General features: G+C 60.4%; 12 protein-coding genes. 5 read left to right on the forward strand and 7 right to left on the reverse strand.

The genetic code is table 11. The features are described from left to right. The first annotated feature begins 338 nt into the window (after positions 1-338). Together rapA and rluA are read left to right on the forward strand one after the other, a co-directional pair. Positions 339-3206: an RNA polymerase-associated protein RapA gene (rapA, locus tag G4923_RS03605; protein ID WP_163135541.1), complete on the forward strand. Its 2868-nt coding sequence runs from the start codon at positions 339-341 to the stop codon at positions 3204-3206. Between the two features lie 115 nt (positions 3207-3321). Beyond that, positions 3322-3978, forward strand: coding sequence for a bifunctional tRNA pseudouridine(32) synthase/23S rRNA pseudouridine(746) synthase RluA (gene rluA, locus G4923_RS03610; RefSeq protein WP_163135543.1), 657 nt, complete (start codon positions 3322-3324; stop codon positions 3976-3978). 72 nt (positions 3979-4050) lie between these two features. On the opposite strand, the gene G4923_RS03615 is transcribed toward rluA, so the two are convergent. The 5 genes from G4923_RS03615 to G4923_RS03635 form a co-directional block, all read right to left on the reverse strand. Further along, complete coding sequence (locus tag G4923_RS03615) at positions 4051-4239, reverse strand: hypothetical protein (RefSeq protein WP_163135545.1); 189 nt, start codon at positions 4237-4239, stop codon at positions 4051-4053. A gap of 58 nt (positions 4240-4297) precedes the next feature. Continuing rightward, the gene (locus G4923_RS03620) at positions 4298-6229 is read right to left on the reverse strand and encodes an EAL domain-containing protein (protein WP_163135547.1); all 1932 of its coding nucleotides are present in this window, start codon (positions 6227-6229) and stop codon (positions 4298-4300) included. 25 nt (positions 6230-6254) lie between these two features. After that, positions 6255-6752 carry a putative pterin-binding protein gene (locus G4923_RS03625; protein WP_163135549.1) on the reverse strand — a complete coding sequence of 166 codons (498 nt, stop codon included), beginning with the start codon at positions 6750-6752 and terminating at the stop codon, positions 6255-6257. 95 nt (positions 6753-6847) lie between these two features. Next, a complete protein-coding gene (groL, locus tag G4923_RS03630; protein ID WP_025325745.1) occupies positions 6848-8482 on the reverse strand; it encodes a chaperonin GroEL in 1635 nt (544 codons plus the stop codon). 43 nt (positions 8483-8525) lie between these two features. Beyond that, positions 8526-8819, reverse strand: a complete 294-nt coding sequence (locus G4923_RS03635) for a co-chaperone GroES (RefSeq protein WP_005318973.1) — start codon at positions 8817-8819, stop codon at positions 8526-8528. Between the two features lie 242 nt (positions 8820-9061). Here G4923_RS03635 and G4923_RS03640 point away from each other — a divergent pair, with 242 nt between their 5' ends. After that, complete coding sequence (locus tag G4923_RS03640; RefSeq protein ID WP_240455260.1) at positions 9062-10396, forward strand: MATE family efflux transporter; 1335 nt, start codon at positions 9062-9064, stop codon at positions 10394-10396. A 37-nt stretch (positions 10397-10433) separates the two neighbouring features. On the opposite strand, the gene G4923_RS03645 is transcribed toward G4923_RS03640, so the two are convergent. Then, positions 10434-10910, reverse strand: a complete 477-nt coding sequence (locus G4923_RS03645; protein WP_163135551.1) for an FxsA family protein — start codon at positions 10908-10910, stop codon at positions 10434-10436. 449 nt (positions 10911-11359) lie between these two features. Here G4923_RS03645 and aspA point away from each other — a divergent pair, with 449 nt between their 5' ends. Then, positions 11360-12802 carry an aspartate ammonia-lyase gene (aspA, locus tag G4923_RS03650; protein ID WP_106884964.1) on the forward strand — a complete coding sequence of 481 codons (1443 nt, stop codon included), beginning with the start codon at positions 11360-11362 and terminating at the stop codon, positions 12800-12802. A gap of 128 nt (positions 12803-12930) precedes the next feature. Next, positions 12931-14250, forward strand: a complete 1320-nt coding sequence (locus tag G4923_RS03655) for an anaerobic C4-dicarboxylate transporter (RefSeq protein ID WP_106884965.1) — start codon at positions 12931-12933, stop codon at positions 14248-14250. 129 nt (positions 14251-14379) lie between these two features. Here G4923_RS03655 and gshA read toward each other — a convergent pair whose 3' ends face one another. After that, positions 14380-15975 (reverse strand): glutamate--cysteine ligase, encoded by a 1596-nt coding sequence (gene gshA, locus G4923_RS03660; RefSeq protein WP_163135552.1) that lies wholly within the window; start codon positions 15973-15975, stop codon positions 14380-14382. Positions 15976-16019 lie beyond the last annotated feature (44 nt).

The following is a 16019-nucleotide window of genomic DNA, read 5'->3' on the forward strand; positions in this document are numbered from 1 at the left end:
GGCTTTTCGAGGTTACCGACTGGGTTGTTTGCGTTGCCGCTTGCCCTGTCGATGGATGCGCATTATAGGGAGCTGGCTCGGATTGGCAAGGGTGATTTCGCATAAAATTCGCATTTCCAGCTCAACCGCTCACCAATCAACCAAGGCGGTGTTTTAATGCTCAAGCAGGGTTCCGTATGCAGGCACTTTCTACCCCTTGCCGGGTCAAGGGTGTCAGTAGATCAAGGTTGTATCGAATTGCCTTTCCCGAACACCATAACCATGGTGATCGGGATCCGGCCTTCGGGTAACATAGCGCCCCTTTGCGATTCTCACACTCTTGGGCTTTGGAGAGTTTAATGCCTTTTGCACTTGGCCAGCGTTGGATTAGTGATACAGAGACGGATCTGGGGTTGGGGACTGTCGTTGCTGTTGAAGGACGCATGGTTACCCTGTTGTTTCCGGCTACCGGTGAAAACCGCATGTATGCCAAAGAAGAGGCGCCGGTGACCCGGGTCAGCTTCAATGTGGGCGATCAGATTGTCACTCACGAAGACTGGACCATGACGGTCGAAGAAGTGCAGGAAAAAGACGGCCTGCTTATATATGTAGGTGTACGCACCGACAACGATGAGCCCGTTGCCCTCAAGGAAGTGTTTCTCAGCAACTTTATCAAGTTCAACAAGCCGCAGGATCGCCTGTTCGCCGGTCAGATTGACCGCATGTCCCGCTTTACCCTGCGCTACGAGGCGCTGATCAACCAGCACCAACGCCGTCGCAACCCGACTCGTGGTCTGGCCGGTGGCCGGGTCAGCCTGATCCCGCACCAGCTCTATATCGCCCATGAAGTGGGTCACCGCTACGCCCCGCGTGTATTGCTGGCCGATGAGGTGGGCCTGGGCAAGACCATAGAAGCGGGCATGATCATCCATCAGCAGCTGCTCTCCGGTCGCGCCCATAGGGTGCTCATCCTGCTGCCCGAAACCTTGCAGCACCAGTGGCTGGTCGAGATGCTGCGCCGCTTCAACCTGCACTTCTCCCTGTTTGACGAGGAGCGCTGTATCGAGGCATTCGCCGATGCGGAGAACCCCTTCGAAACCGAGCAGCTGGTGATCTGCAGCCTCGACTTCCTGCGCAAGAAGCGTCGTCGCTTCGAGCAGGTGCTGGAAGCCGAGTGGGATCTGCTGGTTGTCGACGAAGCGCACCATCTGGAGTGGAGCGAGGAGGCGCCGAGCCGTGCCTACGAAATGGTGGAGGCGCTGGCCGAACAGGTGCCTGGTGTGCTGCTGCTGACCGCGACCCCGGATCAGCTGGGCCACCAGAGCCACTTTGCCCGTCTGCGCCTGCTCGACCCCGAGCGTTTCTACGACTACGAGGCCTTCCTCGCCGAGGAACAGGCCTACGGTCAGGTCGCCAGCGCGGCGCAAGAGCTGCTGGATGGCGAGACCCTGAGCGATGAAGCCAGGCAGACCCTCGCCAGCCAGCTGGAAGGGCTGGACTTGAGCGATGCTGCCGCCCGCCAACAAGCGGTCACCAAGCTGTTGGATCAGCATGGCACCGGCCGGGTGCTGTTCCGCAACAGCCGCGCCAATATTCAGGGCTTCCCCGAGCGTCACCTCAACGTCTACCCCATGCCGCTGCCGGAGCAGTACAAGACCGCCATCAAGGTGATGGGCATGATGGGTGGCAATGGTGGCGATCTGCAGACCCGCGCCCTGCGCTACCTCTACCCCGAGAAGATCTTCCAGCAGTTCGAAGGCGACAACGCCACCTGGACCCAGTTCGACCCCCGCGTCGAATGGTTGCTGGAGCTGCTGCTCTCTGCCCGTCAACAGAAGGTGCTGGTGATCTGCTCCGAAGCTGCCACCGCCATCACGCTGGAAGAGGCGCTGCGTACCCGTGAAGGGATCCGCGGCACAGTGTTCCATGAAGGGATGTCCATCCTCGAGCGGGACAAGGCCTCAGCCTATTTCGCGCAAGAGGATGGCGGCGCCCAGGTGCTACTCTGCTCCGAGATCGGCTCAGAGGGTCGCAACTTCCAGTTTGCCAGCCATCTGGTGCTGTTCGATCTGCCTCTCAACCCGGACCTGCTGGAACAGCGTATCGGCCGACTGGACCGTATCGGTCAGCAGAATACCGTCGAGATCCACGTTCCCTATCTGGAAGGGACTGCCCAGCGCGCCCTGCAGCTGTGGTATCACGACGGCCTGGACGCGTTCGAGCAGACCTGTCCGACTGCCCGCCCGGTATTCGAAGCGGTGCGTGACGAGCTGTTCGAACTGCTTGCCGCCAATACGGGTGATCAAGCCGCTCTGGATACCCTGCTGGCCAGGACACGGGAGATCCACGAGCCGCTCAAATCCCGCATGGAGCAGGGTCGCGATCGCCTGCTGGAGATCCACTCCAGCGGTGGCGCCGCCGCCCAGCAGCTGGTCGACAAGCTGGCCGCCGAAGATGACGACACCGGCATGATCTCCTTCGCCCTCAAGATGTTCGACGAGATCGGCGTCAATCAGGATGACAGGGGCGAGAACGCACTGGTGCTGACGCCCGGGGATCACATGCTGGTCTCCAGCTTCCCGGGCTTGCCGCAAGACGGCATGACCATCACCTTCGATCGCAACACCGCCCTGTCGCGGGATGACATGGCGCTGCTCTCCTGGGATCACCCCATGATGCGCGGCGGTATCGACCTGATCCTGGGCTCCGAGATCGGTGCTACCTCGGTCGCACTGCTCAAGAACAAGGCGCTGCCCATCGGCTCCATCCTGCTTGAGCTGATCTTCGTTGCCGAGTCTGCGGCCCATCCCCAGCTCTACCGCTTCATGCCGCCGACCCCGATCCGTCTGCTGATGGACAAGAACGGCCAGAATCTGGGCGAAAAAGTGGCGTTCGATGCCTTCAACCGCCAGCTGACCCCGGTCAACCGCCACCTCGGCAGCAAGCTGGTCACCGCGTCACAGCCGGTGATCCACGGCCTGATTGGCAAGGGGCAGGTCATTGCCGACGAGCTGAAAGCCGGGATTGTCGACAAGGCCCGCGCCCAGATGGCGCAGACTCTGCAGCAGGATCTGGATCGTCTGGAAGCGCTCAAGGCGGTCAACCCGAACGTGCGCGACAGCGAACTGGATTATCTGCGCAATCTGCAGGCAGAATTGCACCACCTGATCGATCAGACCCAACTCAAGCTGGACGCAATCCGCTTTATCGTGGTCACCCATAACTGACAAGGTACCGACCGACAGCGGCCAGACCCAGCTCAAGCTGGATACCCAATGCCGCTTTATCGTGGTCACCCATAACTGATGGGGGCTTGCCCCCACCTTCTGATGCGAGACATTTATGTTTGAATACTCACCGCCTCTGGAACCCTGGCTCGATATCCTGTTCAAGGACAAGGACATCATGGTGGTCAACAAGCCCACTGGCCTGCTGAGCGTCCCCGGGCGCGGCCCCGAGAATGAAGACAGCGTCCTGCATCGGGTGAAACAGCAGCACCCCAAGGCGGCGGCAGCTCATCGCCTCGACATGTCCACCACTGGCGTCATTGTCATTCCCCTCAATCCCAATTCCCATCGGGAGCTGAGCCGACAATTTCGCGAGCGGGAAACCGAGAAGCACTACCTCGCCTGGGTGTGGGGCGAGCCGGAGGCAGACTCGGGTCAGGTCGACCTGCCGCTCTGCGTCGACTGGCCCAATCGCCCGAAGCAGAAGGTGGATCATGAAGAAGGACGCCACGCCCTGACCCTGTGGGAAAAACTGAAGGTGGAGAACGGCAACAGCCTGATCAAGCTGACCCCTATCACGGGTCGCTCCCATCAGCTGCGCGTCCATATGCTGGAGCTGGGGCACCCGATTCTGGGTGACAACCTCTATGCCCATCCGGATGCACTGGCGGCGGCGCCCCATCTCTACCTGCATGCGGCCATGCTGACCATCAGCCACCCTCGCAGCGGCGAGCGGATGACCTTCGAAGCCCCGGCCCCCTTCCAGCTCTGATCCGAAGGGATGCGAAGCAAATCGCAGAGATAAAAAAGCCCCCATCGCGAGATGGGGGCTTTTTCATTAGGGTCAGACGCGAATATCGATCCTGCTTCCGAGGGAAGCGCTGGCCGATGTCGGCGCTACCGGAGCGGACTGCGCTGCCGTTGCCAGCAGTTTCAAAGCCGATTCGCCCTCCTGGGTCTGCTGCTTCTTGGCCAGGCTGGCCACCATCAGTGCAGAACCAAACGACGCATTTGCAGAGCTAGAAATATCCATTGTGTACCTCCTGCCTAAACACTATCGGCCGGGCTCCGCGAGACATGAGCCATATCGTTCAGAGCAGGTATGCCTTGTTCGGCGCACGCCGTGCCAGCCAGCGCTCCTCCATCTCCAGCAGGGTCTGATAGGCCTTGGACGCCTGCTCCGGGCGACTGAACAGATAGCCTTGTCCGTAGAGATGGATGTCGGTCAATGAACGCAGCACGTCGAGCTGGCCCTGGGTCTCTATACCTTCACACACCAGCTTCTTGCCCAGCATGGAGCCCATGCGGCAGATGTTGGCCACCAGCTCGGCCGCCTCTATGGAGGTGTCTATGCCCTGGATGAAGGATCTGTCTATCTTCACCTTGCTCACCGGCAGCTTCTGCAGATAGCTAAGAGATGAGTAACCGGTCCCGAAGTCATCCAACGCCAGGTGAACCCCCTGCTGGCTGAGATCCTGCATCAGCTGCAGCGAGTTCTTCACCTCGCGCATTGTGGTGTCTTCCGTCACCTCCAGTACCAGACAGGATGCGGGAATATGGTGTTCCATCAGCGCCTTGGCCACCAGCTTCAACAGGTTGCGCTGATACATGCCAGGGGAGATGTTGACGCACATCTGCAGATCGACCAAGCCCAGGTGCTGCCACTGGTGGAGCTGCTCGCACGCCGTGTTCAGCACCCAGCTCCCCAGCTTCTCGGCAAGCTGGAACTCTTCCGCCACTTGGATCACCTCGTTGGGTGGTATGAAGCCAAGCTCGGGATGACGCCACCTCAGCAGCGCCTCCACCGCCTCGCAGCGACCGCTCTCCAGATTGACTATGGGTTGGTAATAGAGCTCCAGGGCATTGTGTTCCAGCGCCATCACCATGTCGGAGGCGAGGTGCTTGCGCCTGGCGGTTTCGTTGAGCAGGGAGCTGTCATAGATGACATAAGGCACATGGGTCTTGCGGCTGTGGAACAGCGCCTGCTCCGCCCGGCTCAGCAGCTCCTGGGTCTGGTTGCTGTCCGTGGGGAAGAAGGCGATGCCTATGCCCACCTCCAGCCGGAAGGGGTAGCTGTCGATGATGATGTCTTGCTTGATGGCGTGGAGCACTCTTGCCACCAGCTCCCTGACCTGGCGCAGGTCGCTGCTGTCCCGTTGCAGCATGGCGAGCTGATCGCCCCCGAGACGCGCCACCCACTCGCCGTTTTCACACAGGGCACGCAGCCGCTTGGCCAGCTCCTGCAGCAGTATGTCCCCTGTGCTGTAGCCAAACTTGCTGTTGATGTCCCGAAAATCGTTGATGTCGATCAGTATCAGACCAAAGGGAGTATCACGGCTGACATAGGACTCCATCTTCTCCAGCAGGGCCAGCCTGTTGGCCAGACCGGTCAGCGGATCGACCCGGGCCGTTCTGAAATGACGCCTGGCTTCACGCACCAACAGAGCGCTGAGCAGAATGACGGAGATCACCAAGCCCAACACCATGAACAACAGGGCATCGCGCAGCTGGCCGAAGCGCTTGTCATTGCCCGAATAGACGTTGATGTTCTTCTGCATCATGGAGGCGAGAGAGTAAGAGAGCGGCTCCTGCAAGGGCGCAAGGGTCATCATGATCTGCTGGTAGTCCGGCATCCCCGGCTTCAGCCTGGTCAGCTCCGGCTCCAGCTTGCGGATATTGCTTTCGGTCAGCTGGACCAGCCGCAGCGTCTTCGGATTGTCCGCCAGACTCTTGCGCAATTGGCCGCTCAGCAGTATGGGGGTGCGGCTCCACAGGATGTCATAGCGCAGCAGCAGGGTTTCATGGTCGATGCCGCCGTAGTGGTAAATCTCGACGGCATTGATAAAGCGCCCCAGCTCGAGCTGCAACTGCATCAATGCCCAGGAGACGTCATAGGTATACTTTTCCATCACCCGGGTCGCATTTTGTATCTGCACCAGGCAATACAGCGTGCTACCCGTGAATAACAGAATGGATAGATAAAGAACGCCGAGTAAGGGCCAGGCCCTGGTCTTCGCTTTCACCCAGTACTCCCGCAAGTCACCGTCTTTACTGCTGAATATCGATTGCGCTCAGTTGCCAGATCATCATGTCGGTGAACTCGGATCGCTTGAGTTCGGGATGCTGATCCAGCGGCAGGATAAACCAGAGCGGCCCTTTGTCACGTACCCGCATGGTCACCCCATCATCCTGCCAGGCCAAGATGGGATCGTATTGCCTGACCTTATCCCAGTTGATCCGGATCTGGAAACTATTCAAGGCGGTGAGCGTGATGCTCTTGCCGTTGGCCTTCACCGCCGTCAGCACATCCGCCAGCTTGGGTCCCACGTATTTGTGCGGTTTGTCCACCCAGGGATTGCTCGTCACTATCTCATGCTGTGGCAGGGCCTGGATCATGGCCATGTCGAAGGCAACCTCACCATCACTCGGGTCGGCGGGATCCAGATTCCCCGTCACCTTGAGGATCACGGGCCCTTCGGGAGCGGCCAATGCCATGGTGGGGACGACAAGGGAAAACAGTAATGGGATCAGGCCTAATGTTCGCATGCTTACCTCAGATCATTTCACTATCAACAACTTCAGCTTAGTAGCACTAAAAAAAACGGCCCGCAAAAGCGAGCCGTTTGATGACTATGACGGAATTACATCATACCCATACCGCCCATGCCACCCATATCAGGCATGGCCGGGGTATCTTTCTTCGGCAGCTCGGAGATCATGCACTCTGTGGTGATCATCAGGCCGGCGATGGAAGAGGCGAACTGCAGGGCAGAACGGGTCACCTTGGTCGGATCCAGGATGCCCATGGCCAGCATGTCACCGTACTGTTCGGTGTAGGCGTTGTAGCCGAAGTTACCTTCACCGTTCTTCACGGCGTTGGCAATGACGGAGGCTTCTTCACCGGCGTTGATGACGATCTGACGCAGCGGCGCTTCCATGGCGCGCAGGGCGACCTTGATACCCACGTTCTGGTCTTCGTTGTCACCACGCAGGGAGGCCAGCTTGGCGGCTACGCGCACCAGCGCCACACCACCACCGGCAACCACACCCTCTTCTACGGCAGCGCGAGTGGCGTGCAGGGCATCGTCAACACGGGCTTTCTTCTCTTTCATCTCGACTTCGGTGGCAGCGCCAACCTTGATCACGGCAACACCGCCGGCCAGCTTGGCCACGCGCTCTTGCAGCTTCTCACGGTCATAGTCAGAAGAGGTATCTTCGATCTGCTGACGGATCTGAGCCACGCGGCTCTCGATCAAGGCGGCATCACCCACGCCATCGATGATGGTGGTGTTCTCTTTGGTGATGACGATGCGCTTGGCACGGCCCAGATCTTCCAGGGTCGCTTTTTCCAGCTCCATGCCCACTTCTTCGGAGATCACGGTACCACCGGTCAGGATGGCGATATCCTGCAGCATGGCCTTGCGACGGTCGCCGAAGCCCGGCGCCTTGACGGCGGCGACTTTCACGATGCCGCGCATGGTGTTGACCACCAGGGTCGCCAGCGCTTCACCTTCCACGTCTTCGGCCACGATGATCAGCGGTTTGCCCGCCTTGGCCACGCCTTCCAGCACCGGCAGCATTTCGCGGATGTTGGAGATCTTCTTGTCCACCAGCAGGATGAAGGGGTCGTCCAGCTCGACGGAGCCGGTTTCCGGCTTGTTGATGAAGTAGGGGGAGAGGTAGCCACGGTCGAACTGCATGCCTTCGACGACAGCCAGCTCGTCTTCCAGACCCTGACCGTCTTCTACGGTGATCACGCCGTCACGGCCGACCTTGTCCATGGCTTCGGCGATCAGTGCACCCACTTTCTCGTCGGAGTTGGCGGAGATGGTACCGACCTGAGCGATGGCGTTGTTGTCGGCGCAGGGCTGGGACAGGGCCTGCAGCTCGGCGACGGCGGCCACGACGGCCTTGTCGATACCGCGCTTCAGATCCATGGGGTTCATGCCGGCAGCGACGGCCTTCAGGCCTTCGTTGACGATGGCTTGCGCCAGTACGGTGGCAGTGGTGGTACCGTCACCGGCGGCGTCGTTGGCCTTGGAAGCGACTTCCTTGACCATCTGGGCGCCCATGTTCTGGAACTTGTCTTCCAGCTCGATCTCGCGGGCAACGGAAACGCCATCCTTGGTGATGGTCGGGGCACCAAAGGACTTGTCCAGTACCACGTTGCGGCCTTTCGGGCCCAGGGTCACCTTGACGGCGTCGGCCAGGATGTTGACGCCTTCCAGCATCTTGATGCGGGCTTCGTTGCCAAACTTAACTTCTTTAGCTGCCATGTTCTTCAGTCCTTAAATCAATTCGGGAAAAGGGGGGAAGTGATTACGCTTCGACAATCGCCAGGATGTCGGTCTCGGACAGGATCAGCACGTCCTGGCCATCCAGCTTCTCGGTCTTCACGCCGTAGCCTTCGTTGAAGATCACCTTGTCACCCACCTTGACGGCGAGGGCTTTGACATCGCCATTGTCCAGAATTCGGCCAGTCCCCACGGCAAGAACTTCACCACGGGTGGACTTCTGGGCCGCAGTGCCAGTCAAGACGATGCCGCCAGCGGATTTGGCTTCAGCTTCGATGCGCTTGATGATGACGCGGTCGTGCAGTGGACGAATTTTCATCGATAACTCTCCCAAAATGAGTCTCTGTGTTGCTTGAGGAATGGCCGCAGTCGGCCAAATTTGTTATGCCCCTGATCTGGGGCAATTTGGGTAGCCCTTCAAGGGCAAATACAAAAAAAATATTTTCACGTACTATGAGTATCTTCGATGGATCACCCACCCCCAATCAGGAAGGCGGATGGACGCGGCCAGCATTTAGGCCCAGAGCACATAGAGACCCTGCCTTGAGCCGACCCAATCCCATGCTGACCGAGCCCATGACGCCAGTGCTGCTGCGCATGACGGGCCCCATGATCCTCGGCATCATCGCCATACTGGCATTCAATCTGGTCGATACCTTCTTCATCGGCATGCTGGGCACCCAGGCGCTGGCCGCCATCAGCTTCACCTTTCCGGTCACCTTCGTGGTCACCTCCCTCACCATGGGGCTGGGAGCGGGACTGTGCGCCCTGCTTGGTCATGCCCTGGGCCAGGGCCGTCACGACGAGGCCGCCCGCATCACCACCGACTGCCTGTTCCTCGCCGTCATCCTGGTGACCCTGCTCGCCGTGCTGGGGGCCTTGACCATAGAGCCCCTCTTTACCTTGCTGGGCGCCAGCGCCGAGCTCATTTCCCTCATCCATGACTACATGCTGATCTGGTATCTGACCGTGCCCATGCTGGTCATCCCCATGGTCGGCAATGCCGCCATCCGGACCACAGGGGATACCAAGACCCCCAGCCTGGTGATGGGGGTGGCCGGTCTGGTCAACGGGGTGCTGGATCCCCTGCTCATCTTCGGGCCCGGCCCTTTCCCCGAATGGGGCATTCGCGGCGCCGCCATCGCTACCTCGATCTCCTGGCTGATGGCCATGCTGGTCAGCCTGCACATACTGCGCAAGCGGGAGCAACTGCTGTCATGGCGCCTCTCCCCTCGCCCGCGGCTGCTGGCCCACTGGCGCGCCCTGCTGCAGGTGGCGGTGCCCGCTTCCTTCACCAACATGCTCAATCCGCTGGCCAACGCCGTGCTGATGGTCATCTTCGCCGGCCTGGGTACCGAGGTGGTGGCTGCCTATGGGGCCGCCTCCAGGGTGGAGGCGCTGCTGCTGATCGTGATGATGGCGCTCTCTTCCGTGCTGGCCCCCTTCGTCTCGCAGAACTGCGGGGCGGGCAATCCGGCGAGAGCCAGGGCAGCCCTGCTGCTCTGCATGCGGTTCGCCCTGCTGTTCCAGCTCGCCATCTACGGCCTCGTCTGGCTGCTGGCCCCCCTCATCGCCAACCTGTTCAGCGATCACCCTCAGGTAGTTCGGCTGATCGTGCTCTACCTGCATCTGGTGCCCATCGGCTACGGTTTTCAGGGCATGGTGATGTTGCTGGCCTCGGCCCTCAACGGGGTCAGAGCCTCGACGGTGTCATTCGTCTTCAACGGCATGCGGCTGTTTGTCTTCTTGCTGCCAGGGGCCTGGCTGGGTGCAAAGCTGGGGGGAGAGCAGGGGATCTATCTGGGGATATTACTGGCAAACCTGGCGGCGGGGCTGCTGGCCTGGGGTTATGCCCACCGCAGGTTTGAGGGGCTCTGCCATCAGGTCCACCCCTGACGGCGAGGGCCCCGATATGGCGGCCGACGCCGTTCACTCACTCTTTGCGTTCAAATTCGCCTTCGATTGTGGTTCCGCCACCCTTGGCCCGATCCGGCTGCCCCTCGCCAGGGCGCGCCTCGAACGGCGGTTGCTGCCCCTGGAAGCCCCCCATCTGCATCCTGAACTGGCTGCTGCCCACCAGCTTGTCGGCCAGCCGGTTGCGCAGCCAGGGCTGCAGCAGCAGGATGCCGAAGAAGTCGGTCACAAAACCCGGAATGATCAGCAGCAGACCGGCCAGCGCCAGCATCATGCCTCCCATCACCTCGCGGCCCGGCATCTCGCCCTGCTGCATCTTCTGCTGGGCGCTGAACAGGGTCTTGATCCCCTCGCTGCGCACCAGGGAAGAGCCCAGCACCGCGGTCAGCACCAGCAGGCCCACGGTCGGCAAGGCACCAATTACCGAGCCCACCTCTATCATCACGGTGAGCTCCAGCAATACCAGGCCAACCAACAACAGTAACAACTTGCCCATAGCAACCTCAGTGCGGTGAATAAATGAACCTGCCATCGCGCAGTCAGCGGAGTATGGCCCATGCCAACTCGTCATCGCGCAGGTCTCTTGTCACTAAAATGGGGAGCCCTGGCGGTTTTTCAAGTCCGCGGCGTCAGACAACCCGGGTTCGGGAGAAATATTTAGTCGCCCAACTGTGATTGAAGTGATTGTTCTGTCAAAGTTAATCGCTCAATTGCAATATCTGTTTAATGACCACAAGATATTTGGGGTTGCCTCAAATTTAGTGATCCAAGTCTAATATCAGATACCTCAATTGAGGTAAGATCTATCCCAGTCATTGCACAGGGGAGCCACAGGTTCCCCACTGCCCCACCCGATGTGTGGTGCTTCAGGATGAAATGTGCGTAAGGAAGTCGCGACCACTCGGTGAGGATCGTTTCCATTTATCTGATTTCTGAGGCATTACAATGAGCGACATCAAGAACGTCCGCATTGAAGAAGACCTGCTGGGCACCAAAGAAGTTTCCAACGATCTCTATTACGGTGTGCATACCCTGCGCGCCGTCGAGAACTTCAAGATCAGCACTCAGAAGATTTCTGACGTTCCCGAATTTGTCCGTGGCATGGTGCTGACCAAGAAGGCCGCCGCACTGGCCAACGGTGAGCTGGGCACCATACGTCCCGAAATCGCTGACAAGATCATCGAAGCCTGTGACCTGATGCTGAACACCGGCAAGTGCTTCGACCAGTTCCCGGTCGATGTCTATCAGGGCGGCGCCGGTACCTCCGTCAACATGAACACCAACGAAGTGCTGGCCAACATAGCACTCGAGTTGATGGGTCTGGAGAAGGGCCGTTACGACGTCATCAACCCCAACGATCACGTCAACAAGTGCCAGTCCACCAACGACGCCTACCCGACCGGTTTCCGCGTGGCCGTGGTCAACAGCACCGACACCACCCTCCATGCCCTGGAAGCGCTGATCGCTGCCTTCGATGCCAAGGCTGCCGAATTCAAGAGCATCCTGAAGATGGGTCGTACCCAGCTGCAGGATGCTGTCCCCATGACCCTGGGTCAGGAGTTCCACGCCTTCGCCGTCACCCTGCGCGAAGAGATCAAGTCCATCAAGCGTTGCCAGGAGCTGCTGCTGGAAGTGAACCTGGGCGCCACCGCCATAGGTACCGGCCTGAACACCCCGCCCGAGTACTCCGCCCTGGCCATCAAGCGCCTGGCCGAGATCACAGGTCGTGCCTATGTGCCGGCAGAGGATCTGATCGAAGCGACCTCCGACTGCGGCGCCTACGTCATGCTGCACGGCGCCATCAAGCGTCTGGCCATGAAAATGTCCAAGATCTGTAATGACCTGCGTCTGCTCTCCTCCGGCCCGCGTACCGCGCTCAAAGAGATCAACCTGCCGGAAATGCAGGCTGGCTCTTCCATCATGCCGGCCAAGGTCAACCCCGTCATCCCGGAAGTGGTCAACCAGTCCTGCTTCAAGGTGTTCGGTAACGATGTCACCATCACCTTCGCCGCCGAAGCCGGTCAGCTGCAGCTGAACGTCATGGAGCCGGTGATTGGTCAGGCCATGTTCGAATCCCTGAGCCTGATGGAAAAAGCCTGCATCTCCCTGCGCGAGAAGTGCGTGGAAGGCATCACCGCCAACCCGGAAATCTGCATGAACCACGTGCTGAACTCTATCGGCATCGTGACCTACCTGAACCCCTTCATCGGTCACCACGAAGGTGACATCGTCGGCAAGATCTGTGCCCAGACCGGCAAGAACGTCCGCGAAGTCGTGCTTGAGCGCGGCCTGCTGACCGCCGAGCAACTGGACGAGATCCTCTCCATCGAGAACCTGATGAATCCGCAATACAAGGCCAAGCGTTACACCCGCGAAGCCACCGTATAACCGGAATCCTGGGCCGGGTATATCCCGGCCCCATAGAGTCAGTTCCCGAGCGGCCTCCTGCTAGTCCCGTCGGGAATTGGCTTTCTGCCTAATAAAACCTAAAAAAACTGGAAAATGGAGTGTTCGCTATGATTGGAATCGAGTTACTTGTGGTGCTCGCCGCTATCTATCTGGGGGCCCGGATAGGCAGCATCGGCATCGGCTTTGCCGGTGGTCTGGGGGTGCTGGTACTGACCTGGGGTCTGGGCATGCCCATCCCGAGCGATCAGCTGGTTGCCTACCTCCCCTGGGACGTGATCATGATCATCGCGTCCGTCATCTGCGCCATCGCCTGCATGCAGCTCGCTGGCGGGATGGACTACCTGGTGCACCTGGCAGAGAAGGCACTGCGCAAGAATCCCAAGCACATCACCTTCGCCGCCCCCGTCGTCACCTACCTGATGACCATGCTGGCCGGTACCGGCCACACCGCCTTCTCCACCCTGCCGGTGATAGCAGAAGTGGCCAAGGAGCAGGGCATTCGCCCCTCCCGTCCGCTCTCCATCGCGGTCGTTGCCTCCCAGATCGCCATCACAGCCTCGCCCATCTCGGCAGCCGTGGTAGCCTTCTCCGGCATGCTGGAGCCGCTCGGTGTCGACTACCTGACCCTGCTGGCCATCTGCATCCCGTCCAGCTTCATCGCCTGTCTGCTGGGGGCCTTCGTGGCCAACATGCTGGGCAAGCCGCTGGAGCAGGATGAAGTCTACCTGGAGCGCAAGGCCAAGGGCCTGATCAAGCTGCGCGGCACCAGCAAGGTGGAGCTCAAGCCTTACGCCAAGCTCTCCGTCGGCATCTTCGTCGTCGCCATAGTGGCAGTGATGGCCTATGCCACCGCCATCTCCGGCAACGTGGGCCTGATCGCCAGCCCGCCCATCCCCCGCGATGGCGCCATCATGGGCATCATGCTCTCCGCCGCCACCCTGATGGTGCTGTTCTGCAAGCTGGACGCCGCCCAGATCACCAACATGCCGACCTTCAAGTCCGGTATGTCCGCCTGTATCTGCGTACTGGGTGTGGCCTGGCTCGGCAACGTCTTCGTGAAGGGCAACATGGTCGAGATCCAGGCGTTCGCCGGCGATCTGCTGAGCCAGTACAGCTGGCTGCTGGCCGTGGTGCTGTTCTTCTCCTCCATGCTGCTCTACTCCCAGGGTGCCACCACCAAGGCACTGATGCCGGCCGCGCTGGCACTGGGCGTCAGCCCGCTGGCGGCCATCGCCTCCTTCGCCGCCGTGAGCGCCCTGTTCGTGCTGCCGACCTACCCGACCCTGTTGGCGGCGGTCGAGATGGACGACACCGGCTCCACCCGGATTGGCAAGGCGGTGTTCAACCACCCCTTCTTCATCCCGGGCGTGGCCACCATCGCCATGGCAGTGGCGCTGGGCTTCTTCTTCGGCGGTCTCATCCTCTGATAGCGAGCAACTCCTTGCCAAACGGCCCTTCGGGGCCGTTTTTTTATATCCGGCCACCGCGAATGGCCCCCGAATGCCCATGAAAAAAGCCGCTCAAGGGAGCGGCTCTCGTCATCAGGGGCAAGATCCTCAGCTGGTCTGCCGGGTACCGAAATAGTCGGCGAGGAAGTCATCGAAGGAGAGGCTGTCACCGCGCTCCCGCTCCCGCTGCTTGGCCAGGGAGTCACGCGCCTCACCGGCGAAGTAGGCCTCATCCCAGTACTGCAGCTCACCGCTCAGCATCTCTTCCCGGTAACGGCTCGCCAGAGCGTCGCCGAAGCAGCCGTTGTCCTGGCCGCTCTCCAGCAACTGCTTGAGCAGGCGGGCGGAGTAGGTCAGCTCGGGGTTGAGCAGCTTCTCCCTGTGCATGGCTAGGGTTTCCCGGTAACGGTTGCGGCCGCAGCAACGATCCAGCAGTTCGGCGACCTGGGCCAGCTCGTCGAACAGCTTGAGCCCGTACTCCTTGAGACCGATGGCATTGCCCTGCTCGTCTTCCAGCTCGAGGCCGGGGCGGCGCCCTTCCAGCACCACCTTGTTCTGGTTGCGACGATTGCGGGCTATCTCCTCGTCATCCAGCACGGGAGACGGGCGCAGCAGGCACCAGACCAGGAAGAGATCGAAGAAGCGGATCTGATCCACCTCTATGCCGAACGGCGTGAAGGGATTGACGTCCACGGTGCGCAGCTCTATGTATTCGATGCCGCGCTGCTCCAGCGCATCCGAGGGCTTCTCGCCGCTGCGCGGGGTGCGCTTGGGCCGGATCGGGGCGTACAGCTCGTTCTCCAGCTGCAGCACGTTGTCGTTGAGCTGGCGGTACTCGCCGTTCACCTTGACCCCTATCTTGGCAAACTCGGGATCATGGGTGTTGATGGCGCGGCGCAGGCTGCTCACGTAAGCGGGCAGGTTGTCGTGGCTGATCTTGAGCCCCGCCTGGGCGCTGTTGGTATAACCGAGATCGGACAGACGCAGGGCGGTGGCATAGGGCAGATAGAGGGTCCCCTTGCCAATCTTCTGGAACGGCAGGCTGCTCTTGCGCCCCTTGAGGAAGGAGTCGCAGATGGCCGGGGAGGCGCCGAACAGATAAGGCACCAGCCAGCCGAAGCGATAGACGTTGCGGATCAGTCCCATGTACTTGTCGGAGATGAAGCGCTGGCTGCAGCACCCCTCGCCCACCAGATCCTGCCACTCGCACCAGAAGCTGTCCGGCATGGAGAAGTTGAAGTGCACCCCGGCAATCACCTGCATCAGGCTGCCGTAGCGGTTCTTCAGGCCTTGGCGATAGAGGGTCTTCATCCGCCCTATGTTGGAGCTGCCGTACTGGGCCAGGCGGATGCTCTCCTCGTCACCGACGAAGCAGGGCATGGAGAGGGGCCAGATCCGCTCATCCCCCAGGTGATGAATGGCGTGGCGATGGATGTCGCCAAGCTGCTCGATCAGGCTCTCGATGGAGTCGGTCGCCGGGGTGATGAACTCCAGCAGGCTCTCGGAGTAGTCGGTGGTGATGTTGGCATGGGTCAGGGCCGACCCCAGGCCTCTGGGGTGATCGGTCTGGGCCAGGGTCCCTTCCGGGGTGATGCGCAGACATTCACGTTCGATCCCGCGCCGGATCCCCTTGAGGGCGGCCACCCGATCAGGGGTGCCCAGCGCGGTCAGCAACTCGGTGAGCGACAAGCTAGTAGTAGTCATATTCACGGCTCATGTATGGCCGCCCCACCTGGGGCGGCGCTCAT

The sequence above is a fragment of the Aeromonas rivipollensis genome (genome assembly GCF_010974825.1).
GTDB lineage: Bacteria > Pseudomonadota > Gammaproteobacteria > Enterobacterales > Aeromonadaceae > Aeromonas > Aeromonas rivipollensis.

What these genes read in the sequence shown, in the direction of transcription:
- rapA (WP_163135541.1), top strand. Translation starts at nt 339, where the DNA reads ATGCCTTTTGCACTTGGCCAGCGTTGGATTAGTGATACAGAGACGGAT.
- rluA (WP_163135543.1), top strand. Translation starts at nt 3,322, where the DNA reads ATGTTTGAATACTCACCGCCTCTGGAACCCTGGCTCGATATCCTGTTC.
- G4923_RS03615 (WP_163135545.1), bottom strand. Translation starts at nt 4,239, where the DNA reads ATGGATATTTCTAGCTCTGCAAATGCGTCGTTTGGTTCTGCACTGATG.
- G4923_RS03625 (WP_163135549.1), bottom strand. Translation starts at nt 6,752, where the DNA reads ATGCGAACATTAGGCCTGATCCCATTACTGTTTTCCCTTGTCGTCCCC.
- groL (WP_025325745.1), bottom strand. Translation starts at nt 8,482, where the DNA reads ATGGCAGCTAAAGAAGTTAAGTTTGGCAACGAAGCCCGCATCAAGATG.
- G4923_RS03635 (WP_005318973.1), bottom strand. Translation starts at nt 8,819, where the DNA reads ATGAAAATTCGTCCACTGCACGACCGCGTCATCATCAAGCGCATCGAA.
- G4923_RS03640 (WP_240455260.1), top strand. Translation starts at nt 9,062, where the DNA reads ATGCTGACCGAGCCCATGACGCCAGTGCTGCTGCGCATGACGGGCCCC.
- G4923_RS03645 (WP_163135551.1), bottom strand. Translation starts at nt 10,910, where the DNA reads ATGGGCAAGTTGTTACTGTTGTTGGTTGGCCTGGTATTGCTGGAGCTC.
- aspA (WP_106884964.1), top strand. Translation starts at nt 11,360, where the DNA reads ATGAGCGACATCAAGAACGTCCGCATTGAAGAAGACCTGCTGGGCACC.
- G4923_RS03655 (WP_106884965.1), top strand. Translation starts at nt 12,931, where the DNA reads ATGATTGGAATCGAGTTACTTGTGGTGCTCGCCGCTATCTATCTGGGG.
- gshA (WP_163135552.1), bottom strand. Translation starts at nt 15,975, where the DNA reads ATGACTACTACTAGCTTGTCGCTCACCGAGTTGCTGACCGCGCTGGGC.